This window comes from Cupriavidus sp. F041 (genome assembly GCF_057814235.1).
In genome coordinates, this window is record NZ_JBVASY010000002.1 from 3,512,286 (window position 1) to 3,529,029 (window position 16,744).

The window sequence follows — 16,744 nt, forward strand, 5'->3', positions numbered from 1 at the left end:
CCGGTACCCAGACCCCGGAACCATTCCAAGTGGCCCATCAGGACTCAACTCCAAGGGCTTTCCTGCAAGCTCATCCAGCATCAACCAAGGACGTATCACCCATGCAACGCATCATGCTCCGCGCCAAGCTCCATCGTGTCACCGTGACACAGGCGGACCTCAACTACGAGGGATCATGCGGCATCGACGAGAACCTGCTCGAAGCGGCCGACATGAAGGAGTTCGAGAAAATCGAGCTGTACAACGTCAACAATGGCGAGCGTTTCTCCACCTACATCATCAAGGGCGTCCGCGGCAGCGGCGAGATCTCGCTCAACGGTGCGGCCGCGCGGCGCGCGCACCTGGGCGACCATCTCATCATCTGCACCTACGCGCCGATGAGCGACGAAGAGATCGCCACCTACAAGCCGAAGATCATCCTGGTGGACGACAACAACGCCATCAAGGAAATCAAGAAGGTGTAAGCGGATGAGGACATCGCGCCGGGAGCCAACGCCGGTGCGATGCCCGCATCCGGCATGCCATTTACAGATTCAGCCGTGCCGTCGCCCCTGGGGTGAAGGTACCCAGGCGAAAGACGACAACGCGGCACCAGGCGGGGCATCGATGCAATAGGCGCTCACAGGCGCCTGGCCAGGCAAAAGAACACGGGATAACCGCGCAGCAAGGCATTCAAGCAACGGAGGAGAAGTCGATGGAAATGGTGAACCACACGGTGATCAACCTGATCATCTTCGTGCTGGCGATCTACGTGGGGTACCACGTGGTCTGGACGGTCACGCCCGCCCTGCACACCCCGCTGATGGCGGTGACCAATGCAATCTCGGCCATCATCATCGTCGGCGCCATGCTGGCGGCCGGCCTGACCGAGGGCCCGGTGGGCCGCACCATGGGCACGCTGGCGGTGGCGCTCGCCGCAGTCAATGTGTTCGGCGGCTTCCTGGTGACGCAGCGCATGCTGGAGATGTTCAAGAAGAAAGAACCCAAGGCCAAGGCCGGCAAGGGCCATGAGGAGGGCGCCAAGTGAGCATGAACCTCGTCACCCTGCTCTATCTGCTGGCCTCGGTGTGTTTCATCCAGGCGCTCAAGGGCCTGTCGCATCCCAGCTCCGCGCGGCGCGGCAATGCCTTTGGCATGATCGGCATGGCCATCGCGGCGGTGACCACGCTGGTGCTGATCGCCAAGCTCAAGAGCGAGTTCCTGGCCATCGGTGCGGGCCAGTCGTCGGTCGCCGAAGGCATGGCGCTGATCTTCGGTGCGCTGGTGGTTGGCGGCGGCATCGGCGCCTACGTGGCAAGAAAGGTCGAGATGACCAAGATGCCCGAACTGGTGGCCGCCATGCACTCGCTGATCGGTATGGCCGCGGTCTGCATCGCGGTGGCCGTGGTGGCCGAGCCGTCGGCATTCAGCATCACGCCGCCGGGCTCGCACGATATCCCGTTTGGCAACCGCATCGAGCTGTTCATCGGCTGCTTCGTCGGCGCCATCACCTTCTCCGGTTCGGTGATTGCCTTCGGCAAGCTGTCGGGCAAGTACAAGTTCCGCCTGTTCCAGGGCGCGCCGGTGTCCTTCGCCGGGCAGCATCTGCTGAACCTGCTGCTGGCGGTGGCGATGATCGGCTTCGGCATCATCTTCTGCCTGTCGCAGGACTGGATTCCGTTCCTGCTGATGCTGGCGATCGCCTTCGTGCTGGGCGTGCTGATCATCATCCCGATCGGCGGCGCCGACATGCCGGTGGTGGTGTCGATGCTGAACTCGTACTCGGGCTGGGCGGCCGCCGGTATCGGCTTCTCGCTCAACAACCCGATGCTGATCATTGCCGGCTCGCTGGTGGGCTCCTCCGGTGCCATCCTCTCGTACATCATGTGCAAGGCGATGAACCGCTCGTTCTTCAACGTGCTGCTCGGCGGCTTTGGCGGGGCGCCCGCGGCGGCCGCTGCCGGCGGCCAGGCGCAGCGCAACGTGAAGTCCGGCTCGGCCGACGACGCGGCCTTCCTGATGGGCAATGCCGAGACCGTGATCATCGTGCCGGGCTACGGCCTGGCGGTGGCGCGCGCGCAGCATGCGCTCAAGGAACTGACCGAGAAACTGGTCGAGAAGGGGGTGACGGTGAAGTACGCCATCCACCCCGTGGCCGGCCGCATGCCGGGCCATATGAATGTGCTGCTGGCCGAGGCCGAGGTCCCTTACGACCAGGTCTTCGAAATGGAAGACATCAACAGCGAGTTCGGCCAGGCCGATGTGGTGCTGGTGCTGGGCGCCAACGACGTGGTGAACCCGGCCGCCAAGACCGATCCCGCCTCGCCGATCGCCGGCATGCCGATCCTGGAAGCCTACAAGGCCAAGACCATCATCGTGAACAAGCGTTCGATGGCCGCGGGCTACGCGGGCCTGGACAATGAACTGTTCTACATGGACAAGACCATGATGGTGTTCGGCGACGCCAAGAAGGTCGTCGAGGACATGGGCAAGGCCGTCGAGTAAGCCAGCCGAAATGGACGGAGACGGGCCCGCGCCTGTCTCCGCCGTCACCCCGGCGCGACACAGTCGCGCCTTTTTTTATGCCCCACCGCATGCCGGTTGCATGGAAGCGCTGGCACGCTATACTGATTTCCGGTCGCCGGCCATGGCACGCACGCCGGTCATCCGAACAGGGCCAGGTGTAGTCCAGCGCGGTGGGCCGCCCCGAACCGATCCGTCCCCGGCCTTGCCGAACCGGATCTCCAGCCGCGCCAAACCATCCGCCCGCCGTGTCCGCCGACACCGGAGCCGAAAGCAACATGACATTCAACCCCCAGGACAGGAATCTGTCGGTCTTCCATCACCCGATCCTCACGGTGCTTGTCGACGACAGCAAATCGTTTATCGACAGCCTGGCCTTCCAGATGGATCCGTCGCGGCCGGTGGTCACCTTCACCGATCCGCGCGAGGCGCTGCAATGGATCCGCGATACCTACACCACACGCTTCACCGGCTTCCTGCCGGTACGGGTGACGCATGACGACCTGACCTTCCTGACCGAGCGGCGCACCGTGCAGCTCGACATCGACCGCATCTACCGGCAGATCCACGACCTCAATCGCTTTGTGCAGCCGGGCGTGATCGTGGTGGATTATTCGATGCCGCAGATGAACGGACTTGAGTTCTGCCAGGCCCTGCAGGACCTGCCGTGCAAGACCATCCTGCTAACCGGCACTGCCGACGAGGGTATAGCCGTGCAGGGTTTCAACCACGGCCTGATCGACCGCTACGTCAAGAAACACGACAGCAATATGGTGGAGCGGCTGGACCAGGAGATCGACGCGCTCCAGCAGCAGTATTTCGCCACCCTCTCGCGCACGCTGCGCGACCTGCTGACGCGCCACTCGTTTTCCTTCCTGTCCGATCCGGCGATCTGCGAGCGCGTGCGGCAGATCACTGCGCGCTACGGCTTTGTCGAGTACTACCTTTACCCCAACCCGGCCGGTATCCTGATGCTGACGGCACAGGGCCAGGCCACGCTGATGGTGATCGAGACACGCGCCGGACTGATCAACCAGGTGGAATCCGCGGAAGCCTACGATGCACCGGCGGCCCTGATCGAAGGGCTGCGCGAGGGCCGCATCGTGCCCTTCTTCTGGCCCGGCAACGGCATGTACACCCCGGCCTGCATCGACTGGGAGCAATACTGCCTGCCGGCCGAGCAATGCGAAGGCCGCGAGGACTATTTCTACGCGCTGTTCGACCTGCCGCGCCATTTGCTGCAGGAACCGGTGGTCAGCTTCCAGAGCTTCCTGGAGGACTTCGCCCGCCACCCCGAACGCGTGACCGGACGCGCGCCGCGCTAGGGAGCGGAGCGCCTCGCTCTCCGGTCCCGCGCTCGTCAGGCCGAAGGCTGGGCCGGCGCGTTGCGGTTGCCGCCCCGCACCATGTCGAAACGGAACAGCCGGCACTCGATATTGCCGTTGTAGAGCGGCGTACGGCGCGATTCCTTGAGCCGCAGCCGGCGCGGCAGCGACAGGTCCCCCGTAAACACCCACGCCTGCCAGCCCGCGAAATGCTGCTTGAGCGTGGTGGCGAAGGCGCTGGCGAACTGGTTGGCGGCCTCGTCGTCGATCTCATCGACCGGCGCTTCGTCCAGGGGCCGGCGGCGTTCTCCCCGTACCGCGATCCGCTCGCCATAGGGCGGGTTCATCAGCAGCAGGCCGGAGGCAACGAACGGCGGTTGCGCGAAACGCGCATCCACCTGCTTCAGGCGTACCTCGCCCGGCAAGCCGGCGCGTTCCCAGTTGGCCTGCGACATGGACAACATGTCGGTGGAAATATCGCTGCCCGCGATCTCCAGGGGCTCGGACGCCACGCGTTTGCGCGCCGCCTCCTCGTCTTCCCGCGCGGCCGCTTTCAACGCATTCCAGGTCTTGATGTCGGCCCCCTTGAGGCGCTCGAAGCCAAAGCCGCGGGCCGCGCCGGGCGCCAGGCCCAGTGCCACCTGGGCGGCCTCCACCAGGAAGGTGCCGCTGCCGCACATGGGATCGTAGAACGGGCGTTCGGTCTGGCCGGGCACCCAGCCGGCCAGGCGCAGGATGCCGGCGGCCAGGTTTTCCTTCAGCGGCGCCTCGCCTTTCTCCAGGCGCCAGCCCCGCTTGAACAGCGGATCGCCCGAAGTGTCGAGATACAGCGTGCAGTCATGCTCCGTCAGGTGGGCATAGATCCGCACGTCCGGACTCACGGTGTCCACGCTGGGACGCTCGCCCAGGCGCACGCGCATGGTATCGCAAACACCATCCTTGATCCGCAGCGCGATAAAGTTCAGGCTCTGCAGTGGCGAGCGATGCGACGTAACGTCCACCCGCAGCGTCTCGTCCGGCGAAAACCACTGATCCCAGCGCTGGGCGCGCACCAGGTCGTAGATATCGTCTTCGCGCCGGTAGCCCCGGTTGGCCACCCGCATCAGCACCCGGCTAGCAATGCGCGAGTGCAGGTTGACGGCGTAGGCCGCGGCCATCTCGCCGGAGAAAGTGACGCCACCCGGCATTTCGCGATGGACCTGGATGGGTGCGAGCTTGGCCAGTCCGGGCCGCGCCGCGATCTCGTGCAACTCTTCGGCGAGTGCGCTCTCAAGACCGCGCGGGCAGGAGGCAAAAAAGGCTTGGGACATGGCTTGGGAATTCCTGCAAACAAAAACGTCCGCCGTGGCGGACGGGGTCGGATAGCGCGCAGTGTACCGCGCCCGGGACTTCAGCTCGCCGCGAGCGCGCGATCGAGGAAGTCGAGACGGTCCTGGCCCCAGTAGGGCTGGCCCTCATAAACGTACCACGGCGCGCCGAACGCGCCAGCGGAAATCGCATCCTGCGTGTGCTGCGTATAAGCGGCCTGCACTGCCTGGGCATCGCTCGCCTTGAGCAGCGCCGCGCCATCCAGCCCGATGCCGTCGGCCAGCTGGGCCAGCGTGGCGGCATCGGCGATATTGCGTTGCTCGGCCCACAGCGCGCGGCCGATGACGCCAACCAGTTCCATCGCGCGGGTAGTGCCGTGCGCCAGTTGCACGGCGATCAGCAGCTTGCTGGCGGCGTCGCCGGAGACCGGGAAAAAGGTCGGCTGCGGATTGAGCGGCACGCCCAGGAACTCGCTCCAGCGGGCCAGTTCGATCAGGCGGTAGGCCTGGCGCTGCGGCGGCCGCTGCGCCAGCGGCAAGCCGCCCGAGACGGAGAACACGCGGCCCAGATCGCAGGGCTTGAGATTGACCTGCGCGCCATGCCTGGCCGCGATTGCGGCGAAGCGCTCGTGGCCAAGGTAGACGAAAGGCGATTGCGGGGTGAGGTAATAGTCGACCTGCTTGCTCATCATGTCCTCTGGACGGGGTGTGGGGCGAGACAACGGCGCCTGGAACGCGGGGGAATACGAAGTGGATACGATATGGGAAAAACGCCGGAACCTGCCGGCCGGCGCCCGTCAGAACGGCTTGACCACCACCAGGATCACCACCGCCAGCAAGACCAGCACCGGCAACTCATTGAACCAGCGATAGAAGGTGTGCGAACGCGTATTGCGGCCGCCCTCGAACTTCTTCAGCAACACGCCACAGCCATGGTGATAGCCGATCAGCACCAGCACCAGCGCCAGCTTGGCGTGCATCCAGCCCTGGCCCGGACCACGCCCGATGCCGTAGCCGACATATAGCCACAGCCCGAACACCAGCGCGGGCACCGCCAGCATGGTCATGAAACGGTAGAGCTTGCGTGCCATCAGCAGGAGGCGCTGCACGCCGGCAGGCTCGCGCTCCATGGCGAGGTTGACGAAGATGCGGGGCAGGTAGAACAAGCCGGCGAACCAGGAAACGACGAAGACGATGTGCAGCGCTTTGACCCAGAGCATCAGGCGTTCTTTTGTGGTTGGGTTCCCGCGGGAACGGTGGGTATGCGAAACGGAAGCCGCCAGCGATCGCCGGCGGCGGGCCGGGACCAGCCGCATGGCCAGCCCTGCCCTTGCCCGCTCAGGTACGGATCTCGCCGTGCCCGAACACCACGTATTTCAGCGAGGTCAGGCCTTCCAGGCCAACCGGGCCGCGCGCGTGCAGCTTGTCGTTGGAGATGCCGATTTCGGCGCCCAGGCCGTATTCGAAGCCGTCGGCAAAGCGGGTCGATGCATTGATCATCACGCTGGCCGAGTCGACCTCGCGCAGGAACCGCATGCCGGCGCTGTAGTTCTCGGTGACGATGGAATCGGTGTGCGCCGAGCCGTAGGTATTGATGTGCGCAATCGCCTCATCGAGCCCCGCCACGGTGCGGATCGCCAGCACGGGGGCCAGGTATTCGAGCCGCCAGTCTTCCTCGGTGGCATCGACCAGGCCGGCGAAGCCGGCGGCCTCTAGCGTGGCGCGGGTGGCGGCGCAGACGCGCAGCTCCACGCCTTTTTCCTGGTAGATGTGGCACAGCGGCGGCAGTGCCGCGGCCGCGATATCGCGCGCGACCAGCAGCGTCTCCATGGTATTGCACGGTGCGTAGCGCTGGGTCTTGGCGTTGTCGCAGATGCGCACCGCCTTTTCCAGGTCGGCGGCGGTATCGATGAAGACGTGGCAGATACCGTCCAGGTGCTTGATCATCGGCACCCGGGCTTCTTCCATCAGCCGTGCGATCAGGCTCTTGCCGCCACGCGGCACGATCACGTCGACGTATTCGGTCATGGTGATGAGCCGGCCCACGGCGGCTCGGTCGGTGGTCGAGATCACCTGCACCGCTTCGGGCGGCAGGCCGGCGGCGGCCAGGCCCTCGGCCACCAGGGCGGCCAGCGCGGTGTTGGAGTCGATGGCTTCGGAACCGCCGCGCAGGATGGTGGCGTTGCCCGACTTCAGGCAGAGCGCGGCGGCATCGATGGTCACGTTGGGACGCGACTCGTAGATGATGCCGATCACGCCCAGCGGCACGCGCATCTGTCCCACCTGGATGCCGGTGGGGCGGAATTTCATATTGCTGATCTCGCCGATCGGGTCCGCCAGCGCGGCGATCTGCTCGAGGCCGGCGGCCATGGTGTCGATGGCCTTGTCAGACAGCGTCAGGCGGTCGATGAAGGCAGCGTCCTGGCCGTTGGCGCGGGCACGCTCTACATCGCCGGCGTTAACCGTCTTCAGGTGGGCGGCGTCGCGACGGATGGCGGCGGCGATGGTCAGCAACGCGCGATTCTTGTCGGCCGTGGAGGCGCGCGCCATGGCGCGCGAGGCAGCGCGGGCCTGCTGGCCAACGCGGTCCATGTACTGCGTGAGATCGAGCTCGTTCATATTCCTGGCCAGGCGATCCGGCCCTCAATGCTTGGTTTCTTGTCGGCAACGGCTGGCAATATCCTGCCATGCAGGAAGATGCGAACCGTCGCGCACCGCCGCGCCGCCGCTTACCTGGCGATGGTCAGCGCCAGTTGCAGCAGGCCATCCCAGGGTTCGGCCGGCATGCCTTCGGCGCGCAGGCCCTTGACCTGCCGGTCCAGTTTGGCGGCCATCCCCAGCGCGGATTCGAGCTGCGCCAGCGAGAGGCGCTGCGCGGCCTGCGGCACCAGCTTCTCGCGCACGCCCCAGACACGCAGCTCGCGCATCAGGACGGCGCTCGGCTTGCCTGCCGCCAACCCTTGCCGGACCTTGGATAATACGCGAATTTCCTCGGTCAGCGCCCACAGCACCAGCACCGTGGCTTCGCCCTCCCCGCGCAGCCCTTCCAGCATGCGCACCAGCCGCGGCACGTCGCCGCCGAGCATGGCTTCGGAGAGCTTGAAGACGTCATAGCGGGCCACATTGAGCACCGCATCGTGCACCTGCTCGAAGGTCAGCGAGCCGGCGGGATAGAGCAAGCCAAGCTTCTGGATTTCCTGGTGGGCGGCCAGCAGGTTGCCTTCGACCTTGTCGGCGATGAACTGCAGCGCCCTGCGCCCCGGCTCGCCGGGCTCAACGCGCTGCTGCTGCAGCGCGAGCCGCTCGCCGACCCAGGCCGGCAGCCGGCTGCGGTCGATGGAATCGACCTTGATTGACACCCCGGCGGCGTCCAGCGCCTGGAACCAGGCCGATTTCGCCGTGGCGAAATCCAGCCGCGGCAGCGTGATCAGCATGACCACGTCCGGCGAGGGATGAGCGGCCACGGCGCGCAGCGCCTCGCCACCGTCCTTGCCGGGCTTGCCGGAGGGAATCCGCAATTCGACAATCTTGCGGTCGCCGAACAGCGACATCGATTGCTGCGCCTGGACCACCTGGCCCCAGTTGAAGCCACGCTCGGACGACAGCACTTCGCGCTCCGTGAAGCCGGACTCACGCGCCACCTGGCGCAGGCGGTCGACCGCCTCCAGCACCAGTAGGTGCTCGTCGCCATGCACCACGTAGAGCGGCGCCAGGCCGCGTCCCTTGGCCGTGCGCAGGTGCGCTTCGAGTCCGTCGAGCTTGAGCTGCATGCGGTGCGCTTGTTCCTCTGTCCTTGCCGTGTCTGGTTCTCGGGCCGGCGCTTGCGCGCGGCTCAGATCGTCTTGACCGCGCTCAGCCGGCGAATCAGCTGTTGCACGATATCGCGCTGCATATCGCGGTAGAGCTGCTGCTCTTCGTAATCCTTGGCCAGCGCGTTAGCTTCGTTGTAGGTCAGGTCACGCGTGAGCACCAGCTGCGAAGGCGCGATCAGCTCCTGGCCCGCGGCATCGCGCAAGCGGAAGGTGAAGCGCTGCGTCAGGCGGTATTCGCGCACCACGCCGGCAGTGGTGATCGACAACACTGTCTTGGTACGCGTGTCCTGCAGCACATCGAGCAAGGCATCCGCTTCTTTCGGATCAGACACGATCTGCGTGTCCGAGCCGTTGCGGATGGCGCGGCGCAGATCGGAGCCCATCAGCGTATTGGCCGGAATGCTCAGGTAAAGCCGCTTGAAAGCAAAATCCGCATTGCCGCGCATGTGAAAGCCGCAGCCGCCCAGCAGGCCGGCCGCCAGCAGCGCGGCCAGGACCTTGCGGCGGCCCTGCCTCGGTCGATCCAGCTTCTGTCCATCCATATGGGCAGCTCCCTTGTAGGCTTGGTCAGCGCTCTTTAAAGCACCACGTTGACGAGGCGGCCCGGGACCACCACGATCTTCTTCGGCGCGGCGTCGTTGGCGAACTTGGCAACGATCTCGCTGGCGGCGGCCATGGCCTCGATGGCGGCACGATCGGCATCCGCCGGCACCGTCAGGCTGCCGCGCACCTTGCCGTTGACCTGCAGCACCAGTTCGAGCTCGCTGCGCACCAGCGCGGCTTCATCGACCTGCGGCCAGGCGGCGTCGAGCATGTCGCCGTACTGCGTGGCGTAGCCGAGTTCCTGCCACAGCCCGTGGGTCACGTGCGGCACCACCGGGTACAGCACGCGCAGCAGGATGCCAAAGCATTCGCGGCGCGCAGCCGGGGAAGCCTGCTTGGCGTCCTCCAGCGCGTTGAGCATCTTCATGGTGGCGGACACCACGGTGTTGTACTGGATGCGCTGGTAGTCGTAGTTGGCCTGCTTGAGCACGCCGTGGATCTCGCGGCGCAGCGCGCCATCGGCGTCGCCCGACGGCGCGGCATTGCCGGCCGCGGCAATCGCCTCGGCATTGGCATAACCGTAGTTCCACACGCGGCGCAGGAAGCGCGAAGCGCCTTCCACGCCCGAGCCGCTCCACTCGAGCTGCTGCTCGGGCGGCGCGGCGAACATGACGAACAGGCGCGCGGTGTCGGCGCCGTACTGGTCGATCAGCGCCTGCGGGTCGATGCCGTTGTTCTTGGACTTCGACATTTTCTCGACACCGCCGATCACCACCGGCTGGCCGTCGGCCTTGAGGACGGCGCCCAGCGGACGGCCGCGCTCATCGGTGCTGACCTCGACCTCGGCCGGGTTGTACCAGGTCTTCTTGCCGGCCGCGTCTTCGCGGTAGTACGTGTCATTGAGCACCATGCCCTGCGTGAGCAGGTTGGTGAACGGCTCATTGAACGTGACCAGGCCCATGTCGCGCATGACCTTGGTCCAGAAGCGGGCGTACAGCAGGTGGAGAATCGCGTGTTCGATGCCGCCGATGTACTGGTCCATCGGCATCCAGTAATCGTTGCGGCCGTCGACCATGGTGGCCGCGTCCGGGCAGGTATAGCGCATGTAATACCAGCACGAATCGATGAAGGTATCCATGGTGTCGGTCTCGCGGCGCGCCGGCTTGCCGCACGACGGGCAGGTGCATGCGAGAAAACGCGGATCCTTGGCCAGCGGGTTGCCGGTGCCGTCCGGCACCAGGTCCTCGGGCAGCACCACCGGCAGGTCCTGCTCGGGCACCGGCACCACGCCGCAGTCCTCGCAATGGATCAGCGGGATCGGCGTGCCCCAGTAGCGCTGGCGCGAGATGCCCCAGTCGCGCAGGCGCCAGGTGATCTTCTTCTCGCCCAGGCCCTTGGCGCCGAGGTCCGCGGCAATGGCTTCCACCGCCGCCTGGTAGCCGAGGCCGTCGTACTTGCCGCTATGGATACAGGTGCCGTGCTCCTTGTCGCCGTACCATTCCTGCCAGGCTTCGGTCGAGAAGGCCTGGCCCTTGACGTCGACGACTTGCCTGATCGGCAGGCCGTACTTGTTGGCGAAGGCAAAGTCGCGTTCGTCATGCGCGGGCACGCCCATCACGGCGCCGTCGCCATAGCTCATCAGCACATAGTTGCCGACCCACACCTCGACCTGCTCGCCGGTGATGGGGTGCACCACCTTCAGGCCGGTGGGCATGCCCTTCTTTTCCATGGTCGCCATATCGGCTTCCATGACCGAGCCGTGCTTGCACTCGTCGATAAAGGCGGCCAGCTCGGGATTGGTGGCGGCGGCATGGGTGGCGAGCGGATGCTCGGCGGCGACCGCGCAGAAGGTCACGCCCATGATGGTGTCCGCGCGCGTGGTGAACACGTAGAGCTTGCCGTCGCCGATCAGCTTGCCGTCATCGCCGGCGATGGCATGCGGGAAGGCGAAGCGCACGCCCACGCTCTTTCCGATCCAGTTCTGCTGCATGATCTTGACGCGCTCGGGCCAGCCCAGGCTGTCGAGATCGCCGAGCAGTTCCTCGGCGTAGTCGGTGATGCGCAGGTAGTACATCGGGATCTCGCGCTTTTCAACCAGCGCGCCCGAGCGCCAGCCGCGCCCGTCGATGACCTGCTCGTTGGCCAGCACGGTCTGGTCGACCGGATCCCAGTTCACCGTACCGGTCTTGCGATAGGCGATGCCCTTTTCCAGCATCTTGAGGAACAGCCACTGGTTCCAGCGGTAGTAGTCCGGGCTGCAGGTGGCGACCTCGCGCGACCAGTCGATGGCCAGGCCCATCGACTGCATCTGGCGCTTCATGTAGGCGATGTTGTCGTACGTCCAGGCCGCCGGCGCCACGCCGTTGTTGAGCGCGGCGTTTTCCGCCGGCATGCCGAACGCATCCCAGCCCATCGGCATCAGCACGTTGCGCCCGTTCATGCGCAGGTGGCGCGCCATCACGTCGTTGATGGTGTAGTTGCGCACATGCCCCATATGCAGCTTGCCCGACGGGTACGGCAACATCGAGCATGCATAGAACTTGGGCTTCTCGCTGCCGTCGGCCAGCTTCGCCTCTTCCGATACGCGGTAGGCATCAATGGCTTGCCAGTGTTGCTGGGCGGCTTGTTCAACGGCTGAGGGAAGGTATTTGTCTTGCATATTCAGGACAACGGCAACTGCGTTGGCGTGCGAAAAGCGTGGAAAAGATAAGCGGCGGGCTGCCTTGCGGCGCCCGCCTGCGCTGGAACGGCGAAAGTGCCGATTATAACCGTCGGGGCTGACGGCGCAGGACGGACCCGGCGCCTTACTTCAGGCCCAGTACGTCCTGCATGTCGAACAGGCCGCTGGGCTTGTCGGCCAGGAAGCGCGCCGCGCGCAGCGCGCCGTCGGCATACGACTGGCGGCTGGAGGACTTGTGCGTGATCTCGATGCGCTCGCCAATGCCGGCGAACATCACGGTGTGGTCGCCCACGATGTCGCCGCCGCGCACGGTGGCAAAGCCGATGGAGTTGGGGTCGCGCGGGCCGGTATGGCCTTCGCGGGCAAAGACGCCGCAGGTCTTCAGGTCGCGGCCCAGTGCCTTGGCCACCACCTCGCCCATCGCCAGCGCCGTGCCGGACGGCGCGTCCACCTTGTGACGGTGGTGCGCTTCGATAACTTCGATGTCGTAGCCCGATGAAAGCAGCTTGGCGGCCACTTCCAGCAGCTTGAAGGTGGCGTTGACGCCAACGCTCATATTGGCGGCGAACACTACGCCGATACGCTTGGCAGCCTCGGCCACGGCGGCGCGGCCGGCGTCGTCAAAGCCAGTGGTGCCGATGATCATCTTCACGCCAAGACGCGCCGCCACCGCCAGGTGCGCCAGCGTGCCCTCCGGCCGGGTGAAGTCGATCAGGCAGTCGGCCCCGGCGAGGGCGGCTTCGATGTCGGCGGTAATCGTCACGCCGGTCGTGCGGCCCAGCAGCAACCCGGCATCCTGGCCCAGGGCCGGCGCGCCGGGCACATCCAGCGCACCAGACAGGGTCACACCTTCAGTGGCGAGTACGTGTTCGATCAGCATGCGGCCCATGCGGCCGGAGGCACCTGCGATGGCGATATTCATGGCGTGTCAGCAGTCAAAAATAAGCCGGCCGCGTGGGCGGCCGGCATTGTCGGGCCAAACGGGTCAGTGGGTCGGGCTGGCAGCACCGGTTTCCGCGGCAGCCGACGATGCGGCCTCCTCGACGGACTTGCCTGCCGCCGTTGCGGTGGCGGCATCGGCCGGCGCGGCGGCTTCGTTAGCCGCCGCGACGGGGGCGGCCGGGGTTGCCGCGGCTTCGGAGGCCGGAGCGAGCGCATCGGTTTGCGGCTTCGGCGTCACCGCTTTGCCTGCCTGCATCGCTTTCATACCGTCGATTTCGGCGATCAGCTCGTATTCGGACGGCAACTCGTCACCGCCGAACTTGACGAGCTTGTCGCCATCGAAGAAGACCGTATAGCGACGTTGTTGCACCACCGGCGTATTGCCACGGCGGAACGAGAACACGTAGTCCCAGCGGTTGCCATGGAACACATCGGTCAGCAGCGGCGTGCCAAGCAGGAACTTGACCTGGTCGCGCGTCATGCCCTCGCGCAGTTGCGCGGCGGCTTCGCGCGAGACAAAGTTGCCTTGCACGATGTTGATACGGTACGGCGTGATCGCGTTGGCGACCTTGCGCGACGTATTGTCATAGGTGGAGCACGCTGCCGCTAGCAGGGCAGCAGCCAGCACAGTAGTAACCAGCGTCGGACGCATGGCGGACGAACGAAATGAACGCATGTATCTCGCTTCTAGAAGGGAGAGAAAAGTGCCGATCCAGGCTCTAACGGGGTATACCATGAGCCGGCTGCGGCGATAGAGCATCGCGAGCGCAGCCCAGGGCAGGTGGCTGCACCCCAGGTAACCGCCGGGGCGACTTTTGCCGCCAAAACCCTTATGATTCAACTATCCAGACATTGTACTCTAGGGAGTCACGCCCATGCCGAGTCCGGCGGACCTCAAAAATATCGGTCTTAAAGCGACCGTACCGCGCCTGAAGATCCTCGAGATCTTTCAGACCAGCGAGCAGCGCCACCTGAGCGCGGAAGATGTCTACCGCATCCTGCTCAACGAACAAATGGACATCGGCCTCGCTACCGTCTATCGCGTGCTGACTCAATTCGAGCAGGCGGGACTGCTGTCGCGCAACAACTTTGAATCCGGCAAAGCCATCTTCGAACTGAACGAGGGCAAGCACCACGACCACCTCGTGTGCATCGACTGCGGCCGCGTGGAGGAATTCTACGATTCCGAAATCGAGCGCCGCCAGCAAAGCATCGCTAGCGAACGCGGCTTCGCGCTGCAGGAGCACGCGCTGTCGCTGTACGGCAACTGCACCAAGACTGACTGCTCGCACCGCCCGAAGCGTTAGCGCGTTGGCCACGGCAACATAAAAAAACCGGCGCTCGCGCCGGTTTTTTTATTCTCAGGCCAATCTCAGGTTTCCTGCCGGTCCTGCTCGGCAACGATATGCAGGCCGCGCGCGGTGGCCGGCACGCCGACGAATTCGCCCACGACCTGACGGAACAGCCCGCGCGCCCACACCAGCATGGGGTGGGTGTTGCGGCTGCGGTGCCAGAACATGTTCAGGCCCAGCGTGGTATTGAGCTCGGCCGGCAAGGGGAAGGCCTTGAGCCCATAGGTCTCGCAGGCCATGTCCTTGGTCAGCGCATTGACCGTGAAGATCATGTCGGTCTGCGCGGCCAGCTCGGATTGCGCGCGCCAGGAATGCACCGTCAGCGTTGCATTGCGCTTCAGTCCGCGCTGCTGCAGGGCGTAGTCGAGCGGGATCAGCGACGGCGCCGGACGGCCATTGCCGCCCGAGTGCGCCATGAAGATATGGCCGCAATCGAGATACTGCTCGAGCGTGCAGGTGCCCTTGAGCACCGGATGGTTCTTGCGCGCGCAAACCCAGAGGTTGAGCGAGGTAACCATCTCTTCCACGATCTCAGGATGCCGGGTCGGGAACGGCGAGAACGCCAGGTCCAGCTCATTGCCGCGCATGGCGGCAACATCCGACTCCCAGGAATGCGATTCAACCAGCTTGATATGCAGTTCCGGCGCCAGTTGCTTGATGCGCAGGATGAAGCGGTTGAAGACCGTATCGCCCAGTTCGGCGGCAAAGCCGATATTCAGGGTGCCGGTGGCTACCGCGGGATCGAAGTTATCGGCGTCGCCCTCGTTGATCGAGGACCACAGGTCCAGCATGTCGCGAATCTTCGGGCCCAGTTCCAGGGCTCGCGGCGTCGGCGTCAGGCCGTGCGGCACGCGGATAAAGAGAGGATCGTCAAAGATCTCGCGCAGGCGACCCAGCGAATGCGAGACCGCGGGCGCGGTCATATGCATTTTTTCCGCGACATAGGTCGCGTTTCGCTTGCTGAGCAACTCGGTAAAAATCACGAGCAGCTTGGTATCCACATTCACCATGATCTCGCCCAGGTTGGATTAGAGATTGCGAATGACTGGATCGTCACTTGCATTGACTGCAAATCAGTATTTTCTAGCACTTTAGCAGTGTAAGAGCAAAGGCGGGAACGGAACAGGTATTCCGGGCCCGCCCTGGCTTTCCGGCCTTTGCGGATCCGCCTGCACCCAGGCGGACAAAAAGCGGCATTCCGTGGAATGCCGCTTTTCTCGGCGCTAGCCGATCTGTTCCGGCAAAGTTACTTGGCGACCACGCGGGCCATTTCCAGTACCTTGTTGGAATAGCCCCACTCGTTGTCGTACCAGCTCACGATCTTGACGAAGGTCGAGTCCAGCGCGATGCCGGCTTCAGCGTCGAAAATCGAGGTGCGCGCATCGCCGCGGAAATCGGTGGCGACCACCTTGTCTTCGGTGTAGCCCAGCACGCCCTTGAGCGCGCCCTGGCTCTGCGCCTTCATTTCGGCGCAGATCTCGGCGTAGGTTGCGCCCTTTTCCAGCTCAACGGTCAGGTCGACCACCGACACGTCGGAGGTCGGCACGCGGAACGACATGCCGGTCAGCTTCTTGTTCAGCTCGGGGATCACCACGCCCACGGCCTTGGCGGCGCCGGTGCTCGACGGGATGATGTTTTCCAGGATGCCGCGGCCACCGCGCCAGTCCTTGTTGGACGGGCCGTCAACGGTCTTCTGCGTGGCGGTGGTGGCGTGCACGGTGGTCATCAGGCCGCGCTTGATGCCCCACTTGTCGTTCAGCACCTTGGCGACCGGCGCCAGGCAGTTGGTGGTGCAGCTGGCGTTGGAGATGATCGCCTCGCCCTTGTACGTGTCGTGGTTCACGCCGTACACGAACATCGGGGTGTCGTCCTTCGACGGGGCCGACATGATCACCTTCTTGGCGCCCGCGTCGATGTGCTTCTGCGCGCCTTCCTTGGTCAGGAAGATGCCGGTGGACTCGATCACCACGTCGGCGCCGATCTCGCCCCACTTCAGTTCGGACGGGTCCTTGACGGCGGTCAGGCGGATCTTCTTGCCGTTGACGATCAGCGTGTTGCCGTCGACCGACACTTCGCCGTCGAAGCGGCCGTGCACCGAGTCGTACTTCAGCATGTAAGCCAGGTAGTCGGGCTCGAGCAGGTCATTGATGCCAACGACTTCGATTTCCTTGAAGTTGGCGGCGGCTGCGCGGAACACCATGCGCCCGATTCGGCCGAAGCCGTTGATGCCGATCTTGATGGTCATGTTTATCTCCTGAGTAGGCTAACGATCGATGGATGC

At 64.9% G+C, this 16,744-nt stretch carries 16 protein-coding genes; 5 read left to right on the plus strand and 11 right to left on the minus strand.

All coding sequences use genetic code 11. From position 1 onward, the window contains the following. Positions 1-101 precede the first annotated feature (101 nt). The 4 genes from panD (at position 102) to ACZY0R_RS33570 (ending at position 3,827) form a co-directional block, all read left to right on the plus strand. Positions 102-464 (plus strand): aspartate 1-decarboxylase, encoded by a 363-nt coding sequence (gene panD / locus ACZY0R_RS33555; protein WP_006157598.1) that lies wholly within the window; start codon positions 102-104, stop codon positions 462-464. Between the two features lie 230 nt (positions 465-694). Further along, a complete protein-coding gene (locus ACZY0R_RS33560) occupies positions 695-1,027 on the plus strand; it encodes an NAD(P) transhydrogenase subunit alpha part 2 (protein WP_045240719.1) in 333 nt (110 codons plus the stop codon). Between the two features lie 2 nt (positions 1,028-1,029). Further along, positions 1,030-2,484 carry an NAD(P)(+) transhydrogenase (Re/Si-specific) subunit beta gene (locus tag ACZY0R_RS33565; protein ID WP_488866321.1) on the plus strand — a complete coding sequence of 485 codons (1,455 nt, stop codon included), beginning with the start codon at positions 1,030-1,032 and terminating at the stop codon, positions 2,482-2,484. A gap of 296 nt (positions 2,485-2,780) precedes the next feature. Next, on the plus strand, positions 2,781-3,827 hold the full coding sequence (locus tag ACZY0R_RS33570) for a response regulator (RefSeq protein ID WP_488864560.1): 1,047 nt from the start codon (positions 2,781-2,783) through the stop codon (positions 3,825-3,827). A gap of 35 nt (positions 3,828-3,862) precedes the next feature. On the opposite strand, the gene ACZY0R_RS33575 is transcribed toward ACZY0R_RS33570, so the two are convergent. The 9 genes from ACZY0R_RS33575 to ACZY0R_RS33615 all read right to left on the minus strand — a co-directional run bounded on the left by ACZY0R_RS33575 (position 3,863) and on the right by ACZY0R_RS33615 (position 13,787). After that, the gene (locus tag ACZY0R_RS33575) at positions 3,863-5,137 is read right to left on the minus strand and encodes a THUMP domain-containing class I SAM-dependent RNA methyltransferase (RefSeq protein ID WP_488864562.1); all 1,275 of its coding nucleotides are present in this window, start codon (positions 5,135-5,137) and stop codon (positions 3,863-3,865) included. Positions 5,138-5,217: 80 nt separating this feature from the next. Continuing rightward, entirely contained in the window at positions 5,218-5,823 is a 606-nt protein-coding gene (locus ACZY0R_RS33580; protein ID WP_488866323.1) for a 2-hydroxychromene-2-carboxylate isomerase, read from the minus strand. Positions 5,824-5,931: 108 nt separating this feature from the next. Continuing rightward, positions 5,932-6,354 (minus strand): CopD family protein, encoded by a 423-nt coding sequence (locus tag ACZY0R_RS33585; RefSeq protein WP_441635125.1) that lies wholly within the window; start codon positions 6,352-6,354, stop codon positions 5,932-5,934. 118 nt (positions 6,355-6,472) lie between these two features. After that, a complete protein-coding gene (locus ACZY0R_RS33590; RefSeq protein WP_488864565.1) occupies positions 6,473-7,753 on the minus strand; it encodes a glutamate-5-semialdehyde dehydrogenase in 1,281 nt (426 codons plus the stop codon). Between the two features lie 110 nt (positions 7,754-7,863). Continuing rightward, the gene (gene holA, locus ACZY0R_RS33595) at positions 7,864-8,904 is read right to left on the minus strand and encodes a DNA polymerase III subunit delta (protein ID WP_488864567.1); all 1,041 of its coding nucleotides are present in this window, start codon (positions 8,902-8,904) and stop codon (positions 7,864-7,866) included. Positions 8,905-8,966: 62 nt separating this feature from the next. Beyond that, positions 8,967-9,488: an LPS-assembly lipoprotein LptE gene (locus ACZY0R_RS33600; RefSeq protein ID WP_488864569.1), complete on the minus strand. Its 522-nt coding sequence runs from the start codon at positions 9,486-9,488 to the stop codon at positions 8,967-8,969. Between the two features lie 35 nt (positions 9,489-9,523). After that, positions 9,524-12,148, minus strand: a complete 2,625-nt coding sequence (gene leuS, locus ACZY0R_RS33605; protein ID WP_488864571.1) for a leucine--tRNA ligase — start codon at positions 12,146-12,148, stop codon at positions 9,524-9,526. Positions 12,149-12,293: 145 nt separating this feature from the next. Beyond that, positions 12,294-13,091 carry a 4-hydroxy-tetrahydrodipicolinate reductase gene (gene dapB / locus ACZY0R_RS33610; RefSeq protein ID WP_045240727.1) on the minus strand — a complete coding sequence of 266 codons (798 nt, stop codon included), beginning with the start codon at positions 13,089-13,091 and terminating at the stop codon, positions 12,294-12,296. 63 nt (positions 13,092-13,154) lie between these two features. Further along, on the minus strand, positions 13,155-13,787 hold the full coding sequence (locus ACZY0R_RS33615) for an outer membrane protein assembly factor BamE (RefSeq protein ID WP_488864573.1): 633 nt from the start codon (positions 13,785-13,787) through the stop codon (positions 13,155-13,157). Positions 13,788-13,986: 199 nt separating this feature from the next. Here ACZY0R_RS33615 and fur point away from each other — a divergent pair, with 199 nt between their 5' ends. Next, positions 13,987-14,418, plus strand: coding sequence for a ferric iron uptake transcriptional regulator (gene fur, locus ACZY0R_RS33620; protein ID WP_045240729.1), 432 nt, complete (start codon positions 13,987-13,989; stop codon positions 14,416-14,418). A 65-nt stretch (positions 14,419-14,483) separates the two neighbouring features. On the opposite strand, the gene ACZY0R_RS33625 is transcribed toward fur, so the two are convergent. Both ACZY0R_RS33625 and gap read right to left on the minus strand, forming a co-directional pair. Beyond that, entirely contained in the window at positions 14,484-15,473 is a 990-nt protein-coding gene (locus ACZY0R_RS33625; RefSeq protein WP_045240730.1) for a LysR family transcriptional regulator, read from the minus strand. Positions 15,474-15,709: 236 nt separating this feature from the next. Then, positions 15,710-16,708: a type I glyceraldehyde-3-phosphate dehydrogenase gene (gap, locus tag ACZY0R_RS33630; protein ID WP_045240731.1), complete on the minus strand. Its 999-nt coding sequence runs from the start codon at positions 16,706-16,708 to the stop codon at positions 15,710-15,712. Positions 16,709-16,744 lie beyond the last annotated feature (36 nt).